19 protein-coding genes are annotated in these 20747 nt (G+C 73.7%); 9 read left to right on the top strand and 10 right to left on the bottom strand.

The genetic code is table 11. The features are described 5' to 3' along the window. Window positions 1-10: 10 nt before the first annotated feature. Window positions 11-691, top strand: coding sequence for a maleylpyruvate isomerase N-terminal domain-containing protein (locus ABD350_RS29810; RefSeq protein ID WP_344351886.1), 681 nt, complete (start codon window positions 11-13; stop codon window positions 689-691). 595 nt (window positions 692-1286) lie between these two features. Beyond that, window positions 1287-2168, top strand: a complete 882-nt coding sequence (locus ABD350_RS29805; RefSeq protein WP_344351885.1) for a DMT family transporter — start codon at window positions 1287-1289, stop codon at window positions 2166-2168. 6 nt (window positions 2169-2174) lie between these two features. On the opposite strand, the gene ABD350_RS29800 is transcribed toward ABD350_RS29805, so the two are convergent. The 8 genes from ABD350_RS29800 to ABD350_RS29770 all read right to left on the bottom strand — a co-directional run bounded on the left by ABD350_RS29800 (window position 2175) and on the right by ABD350_RS29770 (window position 9538). Beyond that, on the bottom strand, window positions 2175-2618 hold the full coding sequence (locus ABD350_RS29800; RefSeq protein ID WP_344351884.1) for a MarR family winged helix-turn-helix transcriptional regulator: 444 nt from the start codon (window positions 2616-2618) through the stop codon (window positions 2175-2177). Continuing rightward, complete coding sequence (locus tag ABD350_RS29795) at window positions 2615-3676, bottom strand: alpha/beta hydrolase fold domain-containing protein (RefSeq protein WP_344351883.1); 1062 nt, start codon at window positions 3674-3676, stop codon at window positions 2615-2617. The genes ABD350_RS29800 and ABD350_RS29795 overlap by 4 nt, the downstream gene beginning before the upstream one ends. Window positions 3677-3956: 280 nt before the next feature. Next, complete coding sequence (locus ABD350_RS29790; RefSeq protein ID WP_344351882.1) at window positions 3957-4517, bottom strand: quercetin 2,3-dioxygenase; 561 nt, start codon at window positions 4515-4517, stop codon at window positions 3957-3959. A gap of 126 nt (window positions 4518-4643) precedes the next feature. After that, window positions 4644-5690, bottom strand: a complete 1047-nt coding sequence (locus tag ABD350_RS29785; RefSeq protein WP_344351876.1) for a cytochrome P450 — start codon at window positions 5688-5690, stop codon at window positions 4644-4646. 119 nt (window positions 5691-5809) lie between these two features. Continuing rightward, window positions 5810-5890 carry a tryptorubin family RiPP precursor gene (locus ABD350_RS38070; protein WP_359481243.1) on the bottom strand — a complete coding sequence of 27 codons (81 nt, stop codon included), beginning with the start codon at window positions 5888-5890 and terminating at the stop codon, window positions 5810-5812. 433 nt (window positions 5891-6323) lie between these two features. Beyond that, complete coding sequence (locus tag ABD350_RS29780; protein ID WP_344351874.1) at window positions 6324-6716, bottom strand: RidA family protein; 393 nt, start codon at window positions 6714-6716, stop codon at window positions 6324-6326. 45 nt (window positions 6717-6761) lie between these two features. After that, a complete protein-coding gene (locus tag ABD350_RS29775; RefSeq protein ID WP_344351872.1) occupies window positions 6762-8336 on the bottom strand; it encodes an alpha/beta hydrolase in 1575 nt (524 codons plus the stop codon). Continuing rightward, window positions 8333-9538 (bottom strand): serine hydrolase domain-containing protein, encoded by a 1206-nt coding sequence (locus ABD350_RS29770; protein ID WP_382466637.1) that lies wholly within the window; start codon window positions 9536-9538, stop codon window positions 8333-8335. Before ABD350_RS29770 ends, ABD350_RS29775 begins: the two co-directional genes overlap by 4 nt. A 379-nt stretch (window positions 9539-9917) precedes the next feature. Here ABD350_RS29770 and uppS point away from each other — a divergent pair, with 379 nt between their 5' ends. Further along, window positions 9918-10607: a polyprenyl diphosphate synthase gene (uppS, locus tag ABD350_RS29765; RefSeq protein ID WP_382466646.1), complete on the top strand. Its 690-nt coding sequence runs from the start codon at window positions 9918-9920 to the stop codon at window positions 10605-10607. Then, window positions 10604-12076 carry an oxygenase MpaB family protein gene (locus ABD350_RS29760; protein WP_344351870.1) on the top strand — a complete coding sequence of 491 codons (1473 nt, stop codon included), beginning with the start codon at window positions 10604-10606 and terminating at the stop codon, window positions 12074-12076. The genes uppS and ABD350_RS29760 overlap by 4 nt, the downstream gene beginning before the upstream one ends. 40 nt (window positions 12077-12116) lie before the next feature. Here the strand turns inward: ABD350_RS29760 and ABD350_RS29755 are convergent, their stop codons facing one another. Next, entirely contained in the window at window positions 12117-12989 is an 873-nt protein-coding gene (locus tag ABD350_RS29755) for an SGNH/GDSL hydrolase family protein (protein ID WP_344351868.1), read from the bottom strand. A 292-nt stretch (window positions 12990-13281) separates the two neighbouring features. Between ABD350_RS29755 and ABD350_RS29750 the strand changes: the two genes are divergently transcribed. Beyond that, a complete protein-coding gene (locus ABD350_RS29750; protein ID WP_318199813.1) occupies window positions 13282-13437 on the top strand; it encodes a DUF6131 family protein in 156 nt (51 codons plus the stop codon). 84 nt (window positions 13438-13521) lie between these two features. Here ABD350_RS29750 and ABD350_RS29745 read toward each other — a convergent pair whose 3' ends face one another. Then, a complete protein-coding gene (locus tag ABD350_RS29745; protein ID WP_344351866.1) occupies window positions 13522-16269 on the bottom strand; it encodes a M4 family metallopeptidase in 2748 nt (915 codons plus the stop codon). Between the two features lie 352 nt (window positions 16270-16621). On the opposite strand from ABD350_RS29745, the gene ABD350_RS29740 reads away from it, so the two are divergent. The 4 genes from ABD350_RS29740 to ABD350_RS29725 all read left to right on the top strand — a co-directional run bounded on the left by ABD350_RS29740 (window position 16622) and on the right by ABD350_RS29725 (window position 20705). Further along, window positions 16622-17395 carry a polysaccharide deacetylase family protein gene (locus ABD350_RS29740; RefSeq protein WP_344351864.1) on the top strand — a complete coding sequence of 258 codons (774 nt, stop codon included), beginning with the start codon at window positions 16622-16624 and terminating at the stop codon, window positions 17393-17395. A gap of 171 nt (window positions 17396-17566) precedes the next feature. Next, entirely contained in the window at window positions 17567-18865 is a 1299-nt protein-coding gene (locus ABD350_RS29735) for an extracellular solute-binding protein (RefSeq protein WP_344351862.1), read from the top strand. After that, complete coding sequence (locus ABD350_RS29730) at window positions 18862-19863, top strand: carbohydrate ABC transporter permease (RefSeq protein ID WP_344351860.1); 1002 nt, start codon at window positions 18862-18864, stop codon at window positions 19861-19863. Before ABD350_RS29735 ends, ABD350_RS29730 begins: the two co-directional genes overlap by 4 nt. Then, entirely contained in the window at window positions 19860-20705 is an 846-nt protein-coding gene (locus ABD350_RS29725) for a carbohydrate ABC transporter permease (protein ID WP_344351858.1), read from the top strand. Before ABD350_RS29730 ends, ABD350_RS29725 begins: the two co-directional genes overlap by 4 nt. Window positions 20706-20747 lie beyond the last annotated feature (42 nt).

Here is a 20747-nt window from a genome sequence, read left to right as displayed (position 1 = left end):
AGGGGCACGCATGACAACCGAGTTCCCATCGCGTCAGGCGCGGACGCTGCGCGCCGCCTACGGGGCCGCCTCGGCGGTCGTCGCCGGACTCGGCGACGAGGAGTCGTGGCAGCCGACCGGGTGCACGGGCTGGGCGGTGCGCGATCTCGTCTTCCACTGCGTGGGGGACGCCCAGCGCGCCCTGGTGGCCCTGCACACACCCACGGAGGAACCCGCCGCCCGGGACTGGGTGACGTACTGGCAGGGCTGGCGGCCGGACACCGCCGGGGCGGCGAACGGCAGGCGCTGGGCGCGGGTGAACGGCAGCATGTTCCTGGACTTCGGACAGCTGAAGGACCTGTATCTGGAGACCCTGGCGGCGGTCGTACACGCGGCCGGGACGGCCGACCCCGCGCGCCGGGTGCTCACGCAGGGGCATGTGCTGACGGCCGGCGACCTGATCACCACGCTCGTGGTGGAGGCGACTATCCACCATCTCGACCTGACCGTGGCGCTGCCGCACGCGCCGGGGCCCTCCCCCGAGGGGCTGGCCGCGGTGCGCGCCACCCTCGACGGGCTGCTCGGTCGGCCCGGCCTGCCGGAGTGGAGCGACGCCCACTACGCGCGCGTGGGCACCGGCCGGGCCCCGCTCACCGACGCCGAACGCGCCGCCCTGGGCCCGGCGGCCGACCGCTTCCCACTGTTCGGCTGAACCCGACCACCGAGAAGCGCGAAACCCCCGGCCCGTCTCACCGTCCACCCCGGACACCCGGCTCACCCCGCCGCGCGCTCCGCTAGTCCGACCGTCTCGCCACGCGCCCGGGACAGCCGACTTGCCCCGCCACGCGCCCCGGGCACCCGGCCCCCCGCCACCCGCTCCGGACGGCCGGCCCGCCGACCGCCTGCCCCGGACACCCGATCCACCCGCACCACCCGCACCGGACGCCCGAACCGTCTCGCCACATGCCCCGGACACCCGGCCCGCCCGCACCGCCCCGGACACCCAAACCGTCTCGCCACGCGCCCCGGACGGCCGACTCACCCCGCCACGCGCCCCGGACGGCCGACTCACCCCGCCAGGCGCTCCGGACGGCCAACTCCTTTCGCCGGCGGCTCCGGTCGGCGGGCGGGATCGGGGCGGCGGCCTCGTCGGGCAGCCTGGCCGCTCTTCCCGTGGCCGTGTGGAGGACGGGGCGTGCGTGGTGCGGGGTCCGCCGGGTGGGGGCGGCCGCACGGCGCGGCCGGGTCGCCTTTCGTACGCTGAAGGCGTCCGATTCCGGGAGGTCTGCCGCAGGCGGGAGAGAGCCGTGATCGAACTCGCCGCGGTGTTCGCCGTCGCGGGAGCGGCGAGCAACGCCGTGGGGACCGCTTTCCAGCGCAAGGCGGCCTCGGCCAGCACCCGCGGCGGGCTGCGGCTGCTCGCGGAGCTGGTGCACCGGCCCATCTGGCTGATCGGCATGGCCGGTGTGGCCTGCGCCGCGCTGTTCCAGAGCCTGGCCCTGGTCAACGGCCCGCTGGCCCTGGTGCAGCCGCTGTTCATCCTGGAACTGCCCTTCGCGCTGCTCGTCGCCGCCCCGCTGATGCACCGGCGGCTGCCGCGCTCGGGCTGGTGGGGGGTCGGCGGCTGTGTGGCGGGCCTCGCCGTCATGCTGCTCGCGGCGGCCCCGCACGGTGCGACCGACCAGGCACCGCCCGCGCGATGGCTGCCGGCCCTGCTGGCATGCGTCGGCGTGATGGCCGCGCTGGTGGGACTGGCCGGCCGGGGTCGCCCGCCGGCCCGGCGCGCCGCGCTGCTGGCGGCCGCCTCCGCGACGGGCAACGCCCTGACCGCCGCGCTGCTGAAGTCGGCGAGCGGCACCTTCGCCGACCACGGCCTGACGGCGTTCCTGCGGTCCTGGCAGACGTACGGCTTCGCGCTCGCCGGTATCGCCGCCGTACTGCTGCTGGAGAACGCGTTGCAGGCCGGTCCGCTGGCCGCGGCACAGCCCGCGCTGACCATCGGCGACGCGGTGGTGAGCCTGACCCTCGGCATCACCCTCTTCGGCGAACACGTCCGCACCGGGTGGTGGCTGGTGCCCGAACTGTGCGGGGCGCTGCTGATCGTCGTGGGCGTGCTGGTCCTCAGCCGGGCCGTGCAGCGCATCGAGGTGCTCCCGGCCCCCGCCGGGGAGCGGAAGGTGGCCTCCTGAGGCCACTCAGGGAGCCGCGACCAGCGGAGGCGCGCCCCAGTCGGAGCGCAGCGCGCCGTGCAGGGCGCGCGCCGCATCCGCTCCGATGCGCTCCAGCAGCACCGACTCGATCACCCCGATCGTGGCCTGCGCGCGCTCGTGCACGCGCCGCCCCTCGGCGGTCATCCGGATCAGCCGCCGCCGGGCGGAGCCGGGGTCGGGCTCCTGCTCCAGCAGGCCCATGCCGATGAGTCCGTGCACCGCCTGATGGGCCGTCTGCCGGGTGACGCCCATCCGGCGGGCGAGCTCGGAGACGGTGGTGCCCTCGGCGTCGAGCATCGCGAAGACGGACGCCTGCGCCGTGGTCACCGGTTGCTCACCGGCCGCCTCCATGCTGGCGAACAAGGCGTCCTCGAACCAGCGGCGGGCCTCGGACAGCAGCTGGGGCAGATTGGCGGCGCGATGACTCATGGCTCCTCGGATGATCGGATACCCAGCGGATTATCCTCCTGTCCTCCGGTCTGTCCTTCAGTCTGTCCTTCGGTCTGTCCTGCGGCCGGTCCTTCGGTTTCCCGCGCGCAGTGCCGTGAGACGAACCCGGCCGTCCGCGCGAAGACCCGCTCGACCTCCTCCTCCGCGAGCCCCACCCACAGGTGGTTCGCGCCGGGCACCCGTACCTGCTCCACCGGAACGCCCGCCGCCCGCAGCGCCGTCGTGAGGCGGTCGCTCTGCGCGCAGGGCACGAGCTGGTCCTCGGTGCCGTGCAGCAGCAGGAACGGCGGCGCCGCCGGCGTCACCCGCAGGGCGGGGCTGGCGTCCCGGGCCGGGCCGGGGGCGGTGGCCGGGGCGGCCCCGAGCAGCAGCGCCTCGCGCGAGGCCGGGTCCTCGGGGTCGAAGCGGCCCGGCCGGTGGTCCTCGGCGAGGCGGGTGAGGTCGGTGGGCGCGTACCAGGTGACGCAGCCGCGCACGGTCGCCGCCGGCCCGCCGGGGCCGGCCGCCCCGGCGGTGAGCGCGGTCAGCGCGGCCAGGTGACCGCCGGCGGACTCGCCCCACAGGACCACCCGGTCCGGGTCCAGGCCCAGCTCGCCGGCCCGGTCGCGCAGCCAGACCAGCAGCGCGCGCAGGTCGTCGAGCTGGGCCGGGTGCCGCGCCTCGCCGCTGAGCCGGTAGTCGGGGCAGACCACGGCCAGCCCGGATGCGGCCAGCCGGGCGAACGGCCCCGGCCGCCAGTGCCGGAACCGCGGCCCGAGGTCGTTGCGCAGTCCGGTGCGCCAGCCGCCGCCGTGCACGAAGACGACCACGGGCAGCGGGCCGTCCGCCGGTTCGGGCAGCCACAGGTCGGTTTCCAGCGGCCGGCTCCCGTCGGGCACGGCGTAGACGGCGCCGCGCAGCAGCCGCACGCCGGGCGCGGGCCGGGCGGGCGGCGGCAGTGGCAGCCGGGCGGGGTCCGGGGGTGCCGGCAGCTCCGGGGGGAAGGACGGAACGTCCTGGGGCACGGCTTCCTCCTGCATGGGGTCCTCGGGTGGCATGGGGCTCCTCGCGGGCGAGGCGGGGGAACAGAGTCCGGGCGTCGGCGGTGGTGAGGGAGCGCCGGTCGGTGCCCGGTACCGGGGAGGCGGGGTGGACGAAGACGACGGCCTCGCACGGGCCCAGCTCGGCGAACACCGGTTCCAGGCGGGGATCGCCGAGGTAGACACCGTGGCCGCGGGTCAGCGTCCAGGACGCTCGTCGCATCCGGAACGTCCGGGACGGACGTCGCGTCCGGGACGGTCGTCGGGTGCGGCCATCGGCGGGCTCCCCGACGTGGCGTCAGCTTCCGGTGTGCCACTGGTGGTCGGGGCGGAACCGGACGTCGTACTGCTCCGGCACGGTGTGGAACTTCTCCCGCTCGGGCACGAACGGCCGGGCGGGCAGGCCCAGTTCCCCGGCCGGGGTGCCGAGGGTCTCGAAGAACCGCTCGAAGGTACCGCCCGGTCCGGCTGCCACACCCACGACCTGGGAGTGGTGGCGTTCCATGCGGTAGGCGTGCACGCAGTTCTTCGGCACGAAGCCGAAGTCCCCCGGGGTGAGCAGCTTCTCGTGCTGCTCCCCTTCGAGGTCCTCGACGAAGAGCCGTACGGCGCCCTGGGTGATGTAGAAGACCTCGTAGGTGTCCGCGTGCGAGTGGGCGGGGATCACCTCGCCCTTCGGGCCCTCGCAGGTGAAGAAGTTGAAGGTGTTCTCGGTCTGCTCGCCGCCCGCGTAGATGGTGATCAGGTCGCCGAACAGGTGGGCCCGGTCGCCCAGGCCCTTCTCGATGAAGTAGGGCTTGCCCGGCTCCGGGGGGATGAAGGAGCGGGCCCGGTAGCGGGTGGCGTATTCGATGGTCATGCGGAGCCTCCGGTTCGTGCGCTTTCTATGTCAGGTTACCTGACATAGAGCCCGTGGCCAACGGTCCGGGGCCGGATGTCCCGGCACGGCGAGGGGCTCGACTCCCGGCCTCCGGTACGGCGGCCGTCAGTGCGGCCGGGTCAGCCGTACCTCCTCCACGCCCAGCAGTCCGAGCAGCGGGACCCGGCCGACCCGCTGGCCCGGGTCGACCACCAGCCCGGAGCCGCGCACCAGGTCCAGCAGCAGCTCGGCCAGGGGCATGACCATGTGACGGCCCCAGCAGCGCTCCGAGACATGCCCGAAGGGCAGGTAGCCGGGAGCCGTGTCGGGGTCGAGGCGGTCCCAGCGCTCCGGGCGGAAGGCGTCCGGGTCGTCCCACAGGGCGGGGTCCCGGTGGGAGAGCAGCGGCAGCAGCAGGACGTCGTCCCGCTCGCCTATCCGGGCGTCGATGGCCGGGTACTCGGGGGAGGCGTTGCGCAGGATGTTCCACGAGGGCGGCAGCAGCCGCAGGGACTCCAGGATGATGTTCCGGTTGGAGGTGCCGTCGTCGAACGGGGCGCCGAGCCAGAGGGCGTTGGCGACGAGGGTGGAGACGGTGAAGCACACGGGGGCCGCGGCCCTGCGGTACATCCCCATGGCGTAGCGCCGCTCCTGGTAACCGCGGGCCCGCGCCGCGCGGTTGGCGAGGCCCGTGAGCCGGGCGTGCGGCCGGGGCCAGCCGGGCAGGGCGGCGCCGACGGTGATCACCGACCAGGTGAGTTTCGGGGTGAGTTCGAGGGTGCGGCTCATCAGCATGCGCAGCCGGCGCGGGTCCTGGCCGAGGATGAGGTCGCGCAGGAAGGTGTGCCCGGTCAGCGGCCAGGGGCCGGCGAGGTCCACGTGGCGGGGCAGGGGCCCGGCCAGGGCCTCGCGCACGTCGTTGCCGATGGTGCGGGTGACGGTGGAGGCCTCGGAGCGGGTGATGGACCGGCCGTGCAGCGGTTTGAAGGTGGGCCGCTCGGTCTCGGTCGCCCGCCGCGCGGCCAGGATCCGGTCGGCGACCTCGTGTCCCGCTACCCCGACGGTGTCCGGTTCCAGCCGGAAGACGTCCCGGCCCAGGTGGTCGCCGATGAGGGCGGCGAGCCGTGGGGCGAACACCGTGGTGCGCGCCCGCGCGGTGGATGACGGGGGCATGGCTCCTCCGAAACGGGACGGGACGGGGGGCGTACGGGACGCGGCGGGACGGCGCCGCCCGGCCGACCGCGTGGCGGCAGGACCGGGCGGCGACGTCACCGCGTGCGCGCGGAGCGGGATCAGTACCAGAGGTACCAGGCGTTGGCCTTGAGGCTCTTGGCGGCGGCGACCCGATTGCGGATGGCGAAAAGAAGCTTCATCACTGCACCTCCCCTCGGGGGACGGACGGGTGACACGCGGCGACTCCGGGCGGGCCGGTGAAGATCACGTGCCGGCGACCCCCGGAACCTTCCCAAGATCGTTCACCGGCTAATCACCAGGGCGGTCAAAATCCCAGCCAGGTGGCCACTTTCGGACTCCCGCCGATCATCGACACTCCGTCGCCCCCCGTCGCTCCGGCGTCCGGCGGCGGTCCGTGACCGCCGCCCCGGACACTGGGGTGCCGCTGTGCGCACGCCCGGATGCCGGACAGCCCGTCACCGGGAACGGCCACGGGACCGGCCCGGACCGGACGGCCCGGCGTCCGGAGGATGGCCGGATACATACCCTCGCCAACAGTGTCGCCTGCCGACGCGACCGGACGGCGGTGGCCCGGTGGTCACAAGCGGTGCCGGCCCGGTCGCTCCCCCGTGCTCAGCTCGCGCTCGGGCGGCGGGCGTCGACCTCGATCTCTATCCTCATCCGCGGGTCGGCCAGGCCGCACTCCAGCATGGTGGCGGCCGGCCGGACGTCCCCGAAGCGGCGGCGCAGCACCGGCCAGCAGGGCTCGAAGTCGGCGCGGTCCGGGAGCAGGTAGCGCACCCGGACCACGTCGGCGAAGCCGCACCCCGCCTCGGCCAGCGCCGCGCCGATGTTGCGCAGACACTGTTCGGCCTGCTCCACGACGTCGTCGGAGATCGTCATGGTGGTGTAGTCGAACCCGGTGGTCCCGGAGACATGGACCCGGTCCCCGTCGACCACGGCGCGGGCGTAACCGATCTGCTCCTCGAAGGGGGAGCCGCTGAGAATCGCACGTCGTTGCGTCATGCGCCGAAGGTTAGGTGACCGGCCCGGACCGGACCAACCGCCGTTTCACGAGGTGGGCCGAGGGCAGTCGACGTCCGTCGCCGGCAGGCGGCCGGTCGCGAGGTAGGCGTTGACCGTGGCGTCGACGCACGGGCTGCCGTAGACGCCGTAGACCGCGTGCTGGTCGGCGTCGTGCAGGGTGACCAGACGGGAGCCGGGCCAGTCGCGGCGCACCGCCTGGGCGCCGCGGTAGAGGGTGCGGGGGTCGCCGGTGGCGTTGACGAGCAGGGCGGGCAGGTCGGCGCGGACCGTGGTGGGACGCTCGCGCGGCGGGTCCCAGAACGCGCAGGCGCCGATGTTGTGCGTGACCGGTGCGAACAGCCGGTCCCCGCTTGCGGCCCGGCGCAGGTCGCGCCAGTACGTCTCCGGGTCGCGGGGCGCGGGCACGTCCCCGCACAGGATGGACGCCTGCGCGCTGCCGTAGGCGGACTCGTGCCCGGTCAGCTTGAACTCCAGCGTCGAGGCCAGCCACGGGGACGGGGTGACCGTCCGGCCCGCGGCGGCGCGCCGCAGGTCCCGCATGCCCGCGGCGAAGTCGCCGTAGGCCGTGGGGTTGTCCTGCGAGAGGCCGTTGAAGACGATGGCGGGCAGTTCGTGGTCGTCCACCCGGTAGCCGCCGACGCGCAAGGGGGTGCGGACGGCGGCCGACCGGACCGTTTCCACGGTCGCCAGCACGGCGTCGCGGGTGCGTCCCAGGCCGTAGGCCGCGTGGTGGGCGGCGGCCCAGCCGGCCCAGTGGCGCAGCGCTCGCCGGTTGGCGTCCTCGGCGCCGAGCAGCAGCCGGGGGCCGTAGCGGGCGGGGTCCACCACGCCGTCCAGGACCACCCGGTCGATACGCCTCGGGAACATCGTCGCGTAGACCTGGCCCAGGTAAGTGCCGTAGGAGTAGCCCAGGTAGGAGATCCGGCGCTCGCCCAGCGCGGCCCGGATCACGTCCATGTCGCGCGCGGTGTTGCGGGTGCTGGAGTACGGCAGCAGGTCACCGGCGTGGGTGCGGCAGCGGCGGGCCAGCTCCGCGGCGTAGCCGACTTCGCGCTCGAAGCCGGCGCGGCCGGTGCCGGCCCCGCGGATCATGCTGCCGGTGGGCCAGTGGCAGTCCAGCGGGGTGCTGCGGCCGACGAAGCGGGGGTCGACGCCCACCACGTCGTAGCGGGCGGCCACCTCGCGCAGGGCGCGGCGCACGAAGGGCGGATCGCCGAGGGTCTGGCCGCCGGGGCCGCCGCTGTTGAGCAGCAGCGCGCCGGCGCGGTGCGCGGTGTCGGTGCCCCGGATGCGGGAGATGGCGACGGTGAGGGTGCGGCCGTCGGGACGGGCGTAGTCCAACGGGACGGTGACGTCGGCGCATCGGGCGCCGGCCTGTTCGAGTTCCCGGCCGGTGGTGTCGTCGGGGCCGAGCAGGCAGCTCTTCCAGTGCAGGTGCTGGTGGTGGTAGCGGGCGAGGGGGTCGGCCGCCGGGCGGGGCGCGGAGGAGGCGGGGGCCGCCAGGGACAGCGCGCCCGTCAGGGCGAGGGCGATGGCGGCCGCGGCCCGCGCGGGGCGGCGGCGTGGGCGGTGACGGCCCGGGGTGGTGGTGCCGGTCATGCCGGGTTCCTTTCGGCAGGCGTGCCCTCGCAGAGGGCCTTGTCGACGATGTCGAGGAAGTCCCGTTCGGCCTGGAGCGTGGCGGGCACCTCGTTCAGGGCGACCGCGACGGTGCGCCCGCCGGGGCCGGTGGCGACCAGTGCCCGGTGGCCGCCGGGCACGGTTCCGGCGTGCCCCCACCAGGTGGAGCCGCAGGACAGTGGTGAGGAGATCAGGCCGAGCCCGTAGCGGGCGCCGGGCCACAGCCGGTCGGGGTCGGCGGCCACCGTCCGCCGCATCTCGGCGAGTCGGGGCGCGGGCAGCAGCCGGCCGGCGAACAGCGCGGTGGCGAACCGGGTCAGGTCGGCCGGGGTGGAGACCAGGGCGCCGCCGACCCCGCCGAAGGTGGTGTTCCAGGCGGTGCCGTCCACGCGGCGGCCGTCGGCCCCGGTGAAGTAGCTGTGCGAGTGCGGGCCTTGGAGGCGGGTGTCGTCGCCGGGCCAGTACGTGTCGCGCAGCCCCAGCGGCGCGATGATCCGGCGGGTGATCTCCGCCTCCGGGCTGTGGCCGGTGACCTTCCGGATGATCAGCCCGGCGACGAGGTAGTTGGTGGTCGCGTAGTGCCAGGTGTGGTCCGGGGGCGGCAGCCGCAGGGCGCGGGTGATCAGCTCGCGCGGCTCGAAGTGGCGGTAGCGCAGCCGCTCGGGGTGCTGCCACTCGGGCGCGTCGAGGTAGTCGGGCAGTCCGCTGGTGTGCCGCAGCAGCTGTCGTACGGTGATGCGGCGGCCGTCGTAGCCGCCCGCGCGGATCAGGCCGGGCAGCCGGCGCTCGACCGGCTCGTCCAGGGAAAGCCGTCCCTCGGCGGCGAGTTGGAGGACGACGGTCGCGGTGAAGGTCTTGGTGACGCTGCCGGCGCGGAGCCGGTCGGTGGTGTTCACGGGCCGGCCGGTGCCTAGGTCGGCCTTGCCGTCGGTCGCCGTCCAGCGGGCGCAGGGGGCGGCCGGGTCGGGGCCGGTGACCAGGACGGCGGCGCCGGCGATCCCGTCGTGCGTCACCAGGTGGCGCACGGATCGGTGCAGTTCCGGATGCGGGCCGCAGGCGCGGGGCGCGTCCCGGGCCGGGTGCGCGACGGCGGCGGGGGCGGTCATCGGCAGGCAGGACACGGCCAGGGCCACGAGGCCGGCACACCGGCGCACCATGCGGCGCGGTAAGGAAGTCGCCATGTGACAGCACGCTAGGCAACGCCCGCCGCGTCCTCATTCCGGCAGGCAGGCGGATGCGCCGGGGGGCCGGCCCCAGCACGGGACCGGAGGAAAACCCCCGGTTCCGTCCGGGTGTGCCGGGCGGTCCGGCGTACCCGCCGGGTCTCGGACAGCTGTGCCAAGGGTGAACCGGGGGTCGCTGCCCCGCCGTCCGTGGCGGGCGGCTGGCAGTCTGCGGGGGACGATCCGGCCCGCGACCCGACGGGGCCGGGGGCGGCGCGGGGCCGCTCGGCGCCGCTGGGGGGCAGGAGTGACGGTGGAGGAAATCGTGGGCGGTGCCGCCTCCGCTCCGGTCCCGGGTCAGGGGCGGCGGAGCGTGCCGCGGCACGTGGCGTGCGTGATGGACGGCAACGGCCGCTGGGCGGCACGGCGGTCGCTGCCGCGTACGTCCGGTCACCGCGCGGCCGAGGCGACGGTGATCGACGTCATCGAGGCGGCCCGGTCGGCCGGGGTGGAGTGGCTGAGCCTGTACGCGTTCTCCACGGAGAACTGGCAACGGCCCGGCGCCGAGGTCGACTTCCTGATGCGGCTGGTCCGCCGCACGGTCCGCAAGCACGCCCCGTTGCTGCACGCACGGGGGATCCGCTGCCGGTTCCTCGGGGTGAGTGATCCGCGCGTTCCGCCGCCGCTGGCACGGGACTTCGCCGATCTGACCACGCTGACCGCCGAGAACCGGGGCATGACGCTGACCGTGGCGTTCGATCACGGCGGGCGCCGGGACATCGTGGCCGCGGCACGGTCGCTGATCCGCGGCAAAGTGCCCGCCGAGGCCGTGGACGAGCGGTGCTTCGCCGCTCACCTGCCCTTCCCCGACACCCCCGACGTGGACCTCGTCATCCGGACCTCCGGCGAGCAGCGCGTCTCCAACTTCATGCTCTGGCAGATCGCGTACGCGGAGCTGATCTTCTCTCCGGTCCTGTGGCCCGACTTCCGCGCCCCGCACTTCCTGGAGTGTCTGCACACCTATCAGCAGCGCGACCGCCGCTTCGGCGGCGCGGCGCCGAACGCGAATGGAGCAGGACGACCGTGACCGAGACGGGCGCCGACGAGCCCCAGCACACCACCCCCGCCGACCAGCTCTTCGGCCTGGGCAGCCGGTTCCGCGGCTTCTTCGACGATCCGCGCTGGGCCCTGGCCGTCATCCGGGCGACCGTGCTGGAGGCGGCGCACCCGCAGATCGGTGCGGCCCTGGCCGACAACTCGACGTTCGTGACCCACCCGTGGCGGCGGCTGCGCAACACCATCACGAGCCTGAAGCGCATGTCCGGCTCCGACGAGGAGGCGCGGCGCAAGGAGGCCGCGCGGCTCAACCGGCTGCACGCCCGGATCAGCGGCACCGACGCGCGCGAGCGCCCCTACGACGCGATGGACCCGGCGGTGCGCGCCTGGGTGGTGGCGACCCTCTTCGAGAGCAGCGTCGCGATGTGCCGGCTCAGCGGGCAGCCGCTGGAGCAGGACGCCATGGAGGAGCTGTACGGCGAGTTCCGGGGCTATCTGGCCGCGTTGGACGGTGACGCCCGGCACCTTCCGCCCACGGTCCACGAGTTCTGGCCGTACTACGAACGGGTGGTGGAGGAGGAGCTGGAGCACACGGAGGCGATGCGCATCATCCTCTACCGGCTCTTCGACCATCTGCCCGCGCCGCCGCTGCTGCACGGTCTGCCCACGCTGTGGGCGGCCGGCCGCGCGCTCGTCGGGCCGGTCATCGGCGTGGTCACGGTGGCGTCCCTCCCGGAGCCGTTCCGCCGCCGGGCGGGGCTGCCCGAACTGCCCGGTGACCGGACGCTGATGCAGAGCGCCTATCTGGGCGTCGGCCTCGCCCGGTTCCTCCCACAGGGCTGGCTGCGGACCGAGACGGTGCTGGACCTGCTCGCCCTCTCCCCCGACAGCGACGACCCCCGGGCCCGGACGTTGCGGGCGCTGCGGGACCGGATGCGGCGGGCCGGCGCCCTGGTCCGGCTGCTCACACCGCTGCCCCCGGAGCCGGACCCCGGCGCGGGCACCAGCGTGGGCACCGGTGTCCAGCGCGACGCGGAGGAGTTCTTCGCCACGGTGCTGGACCAGACCGGGGACGGTTATGTGGACTGGCCCGACCTCGCCGCGATGGCCCGGGAACTCGCCGGCCGTCTCGACCTGGACGAGCCGGCGGAGACCCGGCTGTACGACGCCTTCGCCGACTGGTGGCGGGAGCTCCAGGCGGCGCTGGACACCGACGGCGACGGCCGCGTCAGCCGTCAGGAGTACGCCGAGGCCGTGCCGTCGCTCGCCGGCCCCGCCCTGATCCGGGTCGCCGAGGTCCTCTTCGACGTCACCGACACCAACGGTGACCAGCGCGTCGACGCGGCCGAGTACCGGGCGCTGTTCCGCCGGGGCTTCGGCCGCGACCTGGCCGGTACCGACGGCACCTATCCGCGCGGCGCGTTCGTCCGGGACTTCCTGTCCTTCATGTCGGGCCGGGCCCGTTCGACCCCGTACGACCCGCTGCTCGCCGACGCCTGACCCACGGCCCCGGACGGAGGGCCGGCCGGCCGACGCCGGGTCAGCCGAGGCCGAGGACGCTCAGGGTGCGCTCGGCCATGCGCCGCTCGCCGAGGGCGTTGGGGTGGACCGGGACGACGCTCCGCCCGAACAGCAGCGGCTCGATCCAGCGGGTGCCGGCGGGCTGACAGGCGTCGTGCCCGGTGGAGGCCTCGGCGAAGTCCACGTACACGGCCCCCGTCTCCTCGGCGGCGCGCCGGACCACGGCGTTGAGGTGGGCCTGGAGGGAGTGCAGGTAGGGCACGTCACCCGCGGCGAGGGGGAGCTTGACGAAGCAGGACGGGTCGGCCTTGGCGGGCGTGATCCACGGGTAGCCGAGCACGGCCACCCGGGCGTGCGGTGCCTTGGCCCGGACGGCGCCGAGCGCGGCCTTCAGCGCCGGATAGGTCTTGGCGTCGATCTCGTCGTCGAAGGACGCGCCGTACTTGTCCTTACACGGGCTGCCCTGGCCGCCGCTGAGGACGCCCGCGGTGCCGCAGGCGGTCACGGCGTTGATGAAGGTGCCGTTGTCGTTGCCGCCGATGGTCAGCGTCACCAGGTCGGTGTCCGCGGTGACCGCGTCGGCCTGGGGTGCGACGCCGGGGTACTGGGACTCGGTGAAGTGCTTGGTCTGGGCGGCGCCGCAGGTGACGTCCGTCAGCCGGGCGCCGGTGCGGTCGGCGATGACGTGCGGGTAGTTCGCGGTGGACCGCAGACAGAGCGGGCTGCCGAGGTCGATGGGCAGTACGCCGGACGCGGCGCTGTAACTGTCGCCGAGGGCCGCGTAGTCGAGGCTCGGGGCGGCCTGGGCGGGGGCCGCGCCGAGTCCGAGGGCCAGGGTGCCGAGGGCCGCGGACGCCGCGGTGAGGACACGGCGCAGTCTTGGCATGGGCATGACATTCTCCCTTCCGGGGAGGACACGGGACGCACGGGCATACCGGTGCCACGGGCGCGCCGGGAGGGATTACCGAGGAGTTCTACCGATAGGTAATGTGAGGCCGCCGCAACCAGAAATCAACATTGCGGACCGAACTTTTGAAACACGGACCGTCTTGACCCGCTGGCGCCGTCGCCGCATCCGGTACCGATCATCCCGTTACGCGAAATTTTTACGGCTCGGGATGCGATTTTCGCCGCGTTCGGGGCACCCGGTGGCCAGGAGCACCACTACCCGCTGGAGGCACGCCATGATCGCCCTCGGCATCATCCTGCTCATCATCGGCTTCGTCACGGGCATCTCGATCCTGTGGACTATCGGCATCATCCTGCTGGTGGTGGGAGCCATCCTGTGGATCCTGGGGTCCATGGGCCACGCGGTCGGCGGCCGTCGCCACTACTGGTAGCCGCGGTGGGCAACCGCGGTCCCACGCGGTCCCCTCTTCCGGCGCACCCGCCCCGAGCGGGTGCGCCGGCGCCGTAGGGAGGGATCAGGCGCAGGTGCCGCTGGGCCGGGCCCGGGTCACCACGTCACCGGTGCCGGTGGTCGCGTCCAGCCACACCACCCGGGTGCCGCCGGCCGCCGCGGCGGAGAGCTGCTCGCCCCGGTTGCAGGAGACCCGGGCGCGACGGGTGCCGTCGCCCTTGGGGTCCGGGGTGAACTGCCAGAGCTTGGACAGCGCCGCGTTGGAGAGCTCGGTTCCGGGCGTGCGGGCGGTCATCGTCACCGCGTCCGCGCCGGCCGTCACCTCGGAGACGTTCAGGGCGCCGGGACCGGTCTCCGGGCTGAGGTCGGTGACGTCCGCACCGTCGAGCGCGGCGCGGCGCAGGGCGGTGGTGCCGTCCTGGCCGACGGCGTCGAGCAGCCAGTAGACGTGGTCGGCGGTGATGGCCGTCGGCCCGAGGGTGGTCCGGGGCGCGGCCCGCTGGAGTACCGTCTCCTCGCCGGTGGCCACGTCGATCAGCCGGGTGGTGGACTCGTACTCCGCGCGGACGCGCTGCCGGTCCTGGTAGACGATCCTGCCGTGGCCGACGGACGGGAAGGTCGCCCGGTGGTAGGTGCCGCCGCCGATGGTGACGACGGCCGCCGGGTCCTTCAGGCTCAGGTAGGCCACGCCGGCCCGGCCGCCGTGGTTGTGGTAGGCGAAGGTCACGGTGTCACCGTCGACCCCGAGGGCCGTGCCGGCGCTGCGGCCGTGCCACAGGGTGCGTACCGGTCCGCCCGCCAGGGGCCGGGCGAGGATGTCCACGCCGGTGGGCCCATGGGCCTGCCACACCACCGTCGTGCCGTCGGTGGCCGGATTGACGTGGTAGCGGCCGTCGTTGGGGCTCATCAGCTTGAGCTGCCCCTTGCCGTCGGTGCGGCCTGCCCACACCGAGTACGGCTCCGCGCCGGACTCGTCCGACCGGGCGGCGGCCCACCAGCCGCCGCCCGCGCCGAGGTGGGAGTCGTAGGTGACGACCCGGGAGAGCAGCACGTCGGAGTCGATGCCGAGGGCCTTTTCCCAGTGCGGGACGATGCCGTGCGCGGTGAACGCCTTCCGGACGGCCGTGAGGTCGCGCCCCCGGACCCCCAGCTGTCCGGCGGCGGCGACGACCGCGTCCCGGCCCTGGGTGAAGCCGTCGAGCGGGGTGAGGTACTCGGTGAGCGCCTTGTAGACGACCGCGTCGGCGAGCTCGGGGCCGATCTCCGCGCGGATGTCCCAGAGCGCGCCGGCGAAGATGGTGGAGTTCAGGTGCACGCCGCCGTTGTCGGTGCCGAAGCCGACGCCCAGGAAGGAACCGGCCGTCGTACGCCCGTCGTCGAGGTCGCGGAAGGCGCAGTCGCGCGGGTTCCTGGTGCGGCACAGGGTCTCGCCCATGAGCCCGGAGTCGGGGTCGTCCATGGGCAGCCGGCGGATGTCGGCCTCGATGGCGTTGCCGAAGTAGTCGGCGATGGCCTCGTTCATGGCACCGGACTGGCCCGCGTACACCAGGTCGGCGGAGGTCGCGATCACCCCGTGGGTCATCTCGTGGCCGACCACGTCCAGGGCGGCGGACAGCGGCCGGTACTCGTCGTCGCCGGAGCCGTAGACCATCTTCCGGCCGTCCCAGAAGGCGTTCACGTACGGCTGCCCGTAATCGGTGGCACCGACCAGGGAGTTGACGGTCATGCCGTGTCCGTCCAGGCTGTCCCGGCCGAACCTGGTCCGGTAGTAGTCGTAGACCTGGCCGGCCGCCCAGTGCGCGTCGACCGCGCCGGACTCGGTGGCGTCGGCGCCGAACTCCGGTGTGGGGGAGGCGACTTCCCGGAGGTCCTCGGGCCAGGCGCCGGACAGGTCGCTCGCCCAGTGGCCGCGCGCGTCCCAGGTGGCGAGCACACGGTCGGGGTCGCCCTGAATGCGGGTGCGGTCGCGCAGCACGTAGGCGTCGCGGGTGTCGTCGTGGGTGACGGCGAGCGGGACGGTGGTGCCGTCCAGCCGGACGCCGCTGCCGGTGGTGCCGGGCGCGGCCTCGCCGGCGAGGGCGCGGGCCGCGTTTCCCGGGGCCGTGGTGGGGGCGGTGAAGGTGCGGATCCCGCTGTACTGGAGGACGGGGTAGCCGGCCCGGGCGTCGATGTACACCTCGCGCAGCACCGGTTCGCCGCCGGCCGGGCCGGTACCGCGCACGGTGATGTGCCGGGTCAGCACGCCGGTTCCGTGGGGTACGACGACCAGGCCGTGGGAGGTTCCGGTGAGCGCGCCGCCCGCCTCCTCGTCGTCCGGGTCCGCGCCGAAGTCGCGGGCGGTGAGGTCCCGTCGTACGGCGTCGACGGCCCGCTCCACGGCCAGGGTGTCGTCGATGCCGGCGGTCGTGCCGGTGCGCAGTCCGGTGAAGTACCGGCCGGAGGTGCCGGTGACGACCCGGTGGCCGTCGCGCCGCTCCATGCGGACGAGGTACTGCCCGCCCAGCACCGGGACCCCGTGGTGGGTCTGCTGGAGGCGTACGGTCTCCCGGCCGCCCGAGGTGAGGGTGCCGGCGGGTCTCAGGTCGCGTCCGGGGTCGGCGATCCGGTAGCGGTCCTCGCGGGCGGCGAGGTGGGCGCGGGCGGCGTCCGCCGCCGTGCGGGCCGCCGGTGCCTGTTCCCGGATGCCGTCCACCAGCGCGGGCGTCGCGGTGTCCGCCCCGGGCGCGGTCAGCACGGGCGGACCGGGCTCGGCCGTCGCGGGTGCCGCCGGTGCCGCGGTGGCCGCCGAGACGACGAGTGCGGCGGCGCCCACGAGCGCCGCCGCACCGGATAAGCCGTTCGGCCGGGTTCTCGGTCCTGCCGCCGATCGCCCGGTGCGTGTTCCGGAATGACGCACTGTCTCCCCAACCCCCCACATGCGTACGTCCGTCACCGGCGGCGGACCGCCGCCGGTGACGGCTATTGGACGGGGTGGTGCACCCGCGCATCAACAGTCGTGACGGAACGACGGGCGATTTCCGGCCCCGCACGGCGGCGACTGTCGCCAAAGCGCCTCGGAATTGTCCGTGATCCGTAACAGCCGGATCCCGTGATCGTTCCGGACCGTCCTGCCAGGTGCACGAGAGACCGATCGGCACAACGGACACATCAGGGGCGGGACGGACATGGCACGGCATGGCGGACGGGGTTGGTACGGCCGGGTGATCGCGGCGGCGGTCGGGGTGACGGCGGTGGCCGCCGTCACGTCGGTGTGGTCGGCACAGGCCGGTCAGAGCGGGGGCGGGGAGGCCGCGCCGGGTGCCTCCGCCCGGCCCGCCGCGCCGAAGGCGGCGCCCGTGTCCCCCTCGATAGTCCACGCCTCCGACGGGGGCGCGCACGCGGTCAACATCACCATCGACGACGGCCCGGACCCGGTCTGGACCCCGCAGGTGCTGCGACTGCTGCGGGACAACGGCGTGAAGGCGACGTTCTGCATGGTCGGGCCCCAGGCGGAGGCCCACCCCGATCTGGTGCGGCAGGTGGTGGCCGCCGGTCACCGGCTGTGCGACCACACGGTGGCGCACGACACCGGCATGGACCACAAGTCCGAGTCCTACCAGGCGCGGCAGATCGTCGACGCGGAACGGCAGATCACCAAGGCGTCGGGCGGGGTGCGGCCGATGTACTACCGGGCCCCGGGCGGCGCCTTCACCCCCTACAGCCGGAAGCTGGCGGCCTCGCACGGGATGCGGCCCCTGGGCTGGAACGTCGACTCCAAGGACTTCCAGCGGCCGGGCGGCGAGGCGATCGTCGCGACGGTCAAGGGCGAGCTGGCCAACGGTCCGACGATCCTCTTCCACGACGCGGGCGGCGACCGCTCGCAGACGGTGACGGCGCTGCGCACCCTGCTGCCCTGGCTGAAGGAGCAGGGGTACTCCTTCGGTTTCCCGGTGCGCTGACGCACCTTCCGGGCGCTTTGTCCGCTTGGGCGTTGCACGGTGTGCGTCGGCTGGTCACAGAGTGGTGGAGACCTCTTGTGGGCGTGTGATCGCAGCCTCTAGCCTCCGAGGCGTTGTGCACAGCGAAACCATCATTGCGCATGCTGCAACGCCTCATCGGAGGAGCGGTCCATGAAGCTGTCCGTCCGTCTTGCCGGGTTCACCGCGCTCGCCGCCGTCCTGGCCACCGCCTGCGCGCCGCAGACCTCCGGCACCTCCTCCTCCGGCAAGGACGAGAAGACCGGCACCCTGCGCGTCTGGCTCTTCCAGGAGGTCGACAACCAGCCCAAGCAGCGCGTCGTCGACGCGGTCCTCGCCGATTTCGAGAAGGCGCACCGGGGCGCCGAGGTCACCGTGGAGTACATCCCGGTCGAGACCCGGGCCCAGCGGGTCAAGGCCGCCTTCAACGACCCCGGGTCCGCACCGGACGTCATCGAGTACGGCAACACCGACACCGCCGGCTATGTGAAGGACGGCGGACTCGCCGATGTCACCCGGGAGTTCGACGCCTGGAGCGAGTCCCGGGACACCGACCCCACCGCCCGGCGCTCGGTCACCGTGGACGGCAGGGTCTACGGAGCGCCGTACTTCGTCGGCATCCGGGCGCTGTACTACCGCACCGACGTCTTCCGCCAACTCAGGCTGCGGGTACCGAGGACGCAGGCCGAGCTGATCTCCACCGCGAAGCGGATCCGCGCCGCCCGGCCCGATCTGTACGGCCTGGCCGTCGGGGGCGCCTACACCTACGGTGCGCTGCCGTTCCTCTGGGCCAACGGCGGTGACCTGGCCACCGAGAAGAGCGGTGGGTACGCCTCCGCCCTGGGCGGCCCCGCCGCCCGCAAGGGCATCGAGGCGTACACCTCCCTGTTCGGCGACGACAACTGCCCCGCCGCCAAGTGCGCGAGCATGACCGGCAACGACACGGTGACCGCGTTCACCGCGGGCAAGGCCGCCATGGCGATCGGCGGGAACTTCAGCCACGCCGCCGTGGACGCCGGGAAGGCCAAGGGGAAGTACGCGGTGGCCCCGCTGCCCGGAGTGCGGGCCGGCTCGATCGCGCCGGCCTTCGCGGGCGGCAACAACATCGGGGTCCTCAAAAGCACGTCACACCGCACGCTCGCCGTGGACCTGATGAAACGGCTCGCCTCGAAGAAGACGCAAGGACGGCTCTTCGACGCGATGGGCTTCCTGCCGACCTTCACGGACGTACGGCAACAGGCCGCCGCCAGGGAGCCGTTCGTGAAGCCGTTCGTCGACACCCTCGCCGCCGGGACCAGGTTCGTGCCGGTCACGCCCGCCTGGGCGCAGATCGACTCCTCGCTGGTGCTGCCGACCATGTTCCAGGAGATCGTCAGCGGCCGGAAGGACGTGGCGGACGCCTCGGCGGACGCGGCGAAGAAGATGGACGACGCGTTCGGGTCCGCGGGATGAGGCGGACGACGAACGCGGCGCCTGTGGCGGAGGGCGGCACGACGGTGGCCCCCGCCCGGCGGGACCGTACGAAGAGCGGCGCACGGACGGCGGCGCCCTCCAAGCACCGCCGGGGCCCCCGTCCGCGCGGGGGCTGGACCCCCTGGCTCTATCTCGCGCCCGCCCTCGCCGTCCTCGGCGCCCTGCTGGTCTACCCGGTCTACCAGCTCGGGCTGATCTCGTTCCTGGAGTACACCCAGGCCCAGGTCAGCGGCGGCGAAGCGACCCGCTTCAGGGGCCTGGCCAACTACACCGACCTGTTCGCCGACGACCAGTTCGGGCAGGTGCTGCTGGCGACGGTCGGCTTCGCGGCGGCCTGTGTGGTGGGCACGCTCGCGGTGGGCTGCGCGCTCGCCGTCCTGCTCACCCGGGTCCGCGCGCTGCCCCGGCTCGCGCTGCTGCTGGCCGCGCTGGGGGCGTGGGCGACACCGACGATCACCGGTTCCACCGTCTGGCTGTTCCTCTTCGACCCCGACTTCGGCCCGGTCAACCGCCTCCTCGGGCTCGGCGACCACTCCTGGACGTACGGCCGTTACAGCGCGTTCCTGCTGGTGCTGCTCGAAGTGGTGTGGTGCTCCTTCCCGTTCGTGATGATCACGGTCTACGCCGGGATCCGCGCCGTACCCGCCGAGGTGCTGGAGGCCGCCGCCCTGGACGGCGCCTCGCAGTGGCGGATCTGGCGCTCGGTGCTGGCGCCGATACTGCGGCCGATCCTGGGCATCGTCACCGTCCAGTCGGTGATCTGGGACTTCAAGGTGTTCACCCAGATCTATGTGATGACGGGCGGCGGCGGCATCGCCGGCCAGAACCTGGTGCTGAACGTCTACGCCTACCAGAAGGCGTTCGCGTCCTCGCAGTACAGCCTCGGTTCGGCGATCGGCGTCGTGATGCTGCTGCTCCTGCTGGCCGTCACCCTCGGATACCTGCGGCTGCTGCGCCGCCAAGGGGAGGAACTGTGAGCCGCGTACGCCTTCCGGTACGGCGCCCCTGGCGGCTGGCCGCCGAGGCGACCGCGCTCCTCGTCGCCGCGGTCGTCGCCTTCCCCCTGTACTGGATGCTGCTCGGCGCCTTCAGACCGGCCGGGGAGATCGAGTCCACCGAGCCACGGCCCTGGACGACCTCCCCCACCCTGGACTCCTTCCGGCGCGTGTTCGAACAGCACGACTTCGGCCGGTACTTCGTCAACAGCCTCCTCGTCGCGGGGAGTGTCGTCGTCGCCTCCGCGCTGATCGCGTTCCTCGCCGCGACCGCCGTGACGCGTTTCCGGTTCCGCTTCCGGACCACCCTGCTGATCATGTTCCTGGTGGCCCAGATGGTGCCGGTGGAAGCGCTCACCATCCCGCTGTTCTTCCTGATGCGGGACTTCGGCCTGCTGAACACGCTGGGTTCGCTGATCCTGCCGCACATCGCCTTCTCGCTGCCGTTCGCGGTCTGGATGCTGCGCGGGTTCGTACGGGCCGTCCCGGAGTCCCTGGAGGAGGCCGCCTACCTCGACGGCGCGAGCCGCGCGCGGTTCCTGTGGCGGATCCTGCTCCCGCTCGTCCTGCCGGGCCTGGTGGCCACGAGCGTGTTCTCCTTCATCTCCGCCTGGAACGACTTCCTGTTCGCCAAGTCCTTCATCATCAGCGACACTTCGCAGTCGACGCTGCCGATGGCCCTGCTGGTGTTCTACAAACCCGACGACCCGGACTGGGGCGGTGTCATGGCGGCGTCCACGGTGATGACGATCCCGGTCCTGGTCTTCTTCGTCCTGGTCCAGCGGCGCCTGGTCTCGGGCCTGGGCGGGGCCGTGAAGGACTGACGCGCCCGCGCTCGGCCCGGGAAAAATCGCTGGCCACAGCCT

The organism is Streptomyces nogalater (assembly GCF_039532885.1).
Lineage (GTDB): Bacteria > Actinomycetota > Actinomycetes > Streptomycetales > Streptomycetaceae > Streptomyces > Streptomyces nogalater.
The sequence above is the reverse complement of the archived record's forward strand: the minus strand, read 5'-3'. Positions and strand labels throughout refer to the sequence as shown.

Excerpts from the sequence above, each read along its gene's own strand:
- ABD350_RS29780 (WP_344351874.1), bottom strand. The coding sequence starts at position 6,716 with ATGACGCAACGACGTGCGATTCTCAGCGGCTCCCCCTTCGAGGAGCAG.
- ABD350_RS29800 (WP_344351884.1), bottom strand. The coding sequence starts at position 2,618 with ATGAGTCATCGCGCCGCCAATCTGCCCCAGCTGCTGTCCGAGGCCCGC.
- ABD350_RS29730 (WP_344351860.1), top strand. The coding sequence starts at position 18,862 with ATGAGGCGGACGACGAACGCGGCGCCTGTGGCGGAGGGCGGCACGACG.
- ABD350_RS29755 (WP_344351868.1), bottom strand. The coding sequence starts at position 12,989 with ATGCCCATGCCAAGACTGCGCCGTGTCCTCACCGCGGCGTCCGCGGCC.
- uppS (WP_382466646.1), top strand. The coding sequence starts at position 9,918 with ATGGACGGCAACGGCCGCTGGGCGGCACGGCGGTCGCTGCCGCGTACG.
- ABD350_RS29785 (WP_344351876.1), bottom strand. The coding sequence starts at position 5,690 with ATGCCCCCGTCATCCACCGCGCGGGCGCGCACCACGGTGTTCGCCCCA.
- ABD350_RS29735 (WP_344351862.1), top strand. The coding sequence starts at position 17,567 with ATGAAGCTGTCCGTCCGTCTTGCCGGGTTCACCGCGCTCGCCGCCGTC.
- ABD350_RS29750 (WP_318199813.1), top strand. The coding sequence starts at position 13,282 with ATGATCGCCCTCGGCATCATCCTGCTCATCATCGGCTTCGTCACGGGC.
- ABD350_RS29770 (WP_382466637.1), bottom strand. The coding sequence starts at position 9,538 with ATGGCGACTTCCTTACCGCGCCGCATGGTGCGCCGGTGTGCCGGCCTC.
- ABD350_RS29810 (WP_344351886.1), top strand. The coding sequence starts at position 11 with ATGACAACCGAGTTCCCATCGCGTCAGGCGCGGACGCTGCGCGCCGCC.
- ABD350_RS29740 (WP_344351864.1), top strand. The coding sequence starts at position 16,622 with ATGGCACGGCATGGCGGACGGGGTTGGTACGGCCGGGTGATCGCGGCG.
- ABD350_RS29790 (WP_344351882.1), bottom strand. The coding sequence starts at position 4,517 with ATGACCATCGAATACGCCACCCGCTACCGGGCCCGCTCCTTCATCCCC.
- ABD350_RS29795 (WP_344351883.1), bottom strand. The coding sequence starts at position 3,676 with ATGCCACCCGAGGACCCCATGCAGGAGGAAGCCGTGCCCCAGGACGTT.
- ABD350_RS38070 (WP_359481243.1), bottom strand. The coding sequence starts at position 5,890 with ATGAAGCTTCTTTTCGCCATCCGCAATCGGGTCGCCGCCGCCAAGAGC.
- ABD350_RS29775 (WP_344351872.1), bottom strand. The coding sequence starts at position 8,336 with ATGACCGGCACCACCACCCCGGGCCGTCACCGCCCACGCCGCCGCCCC.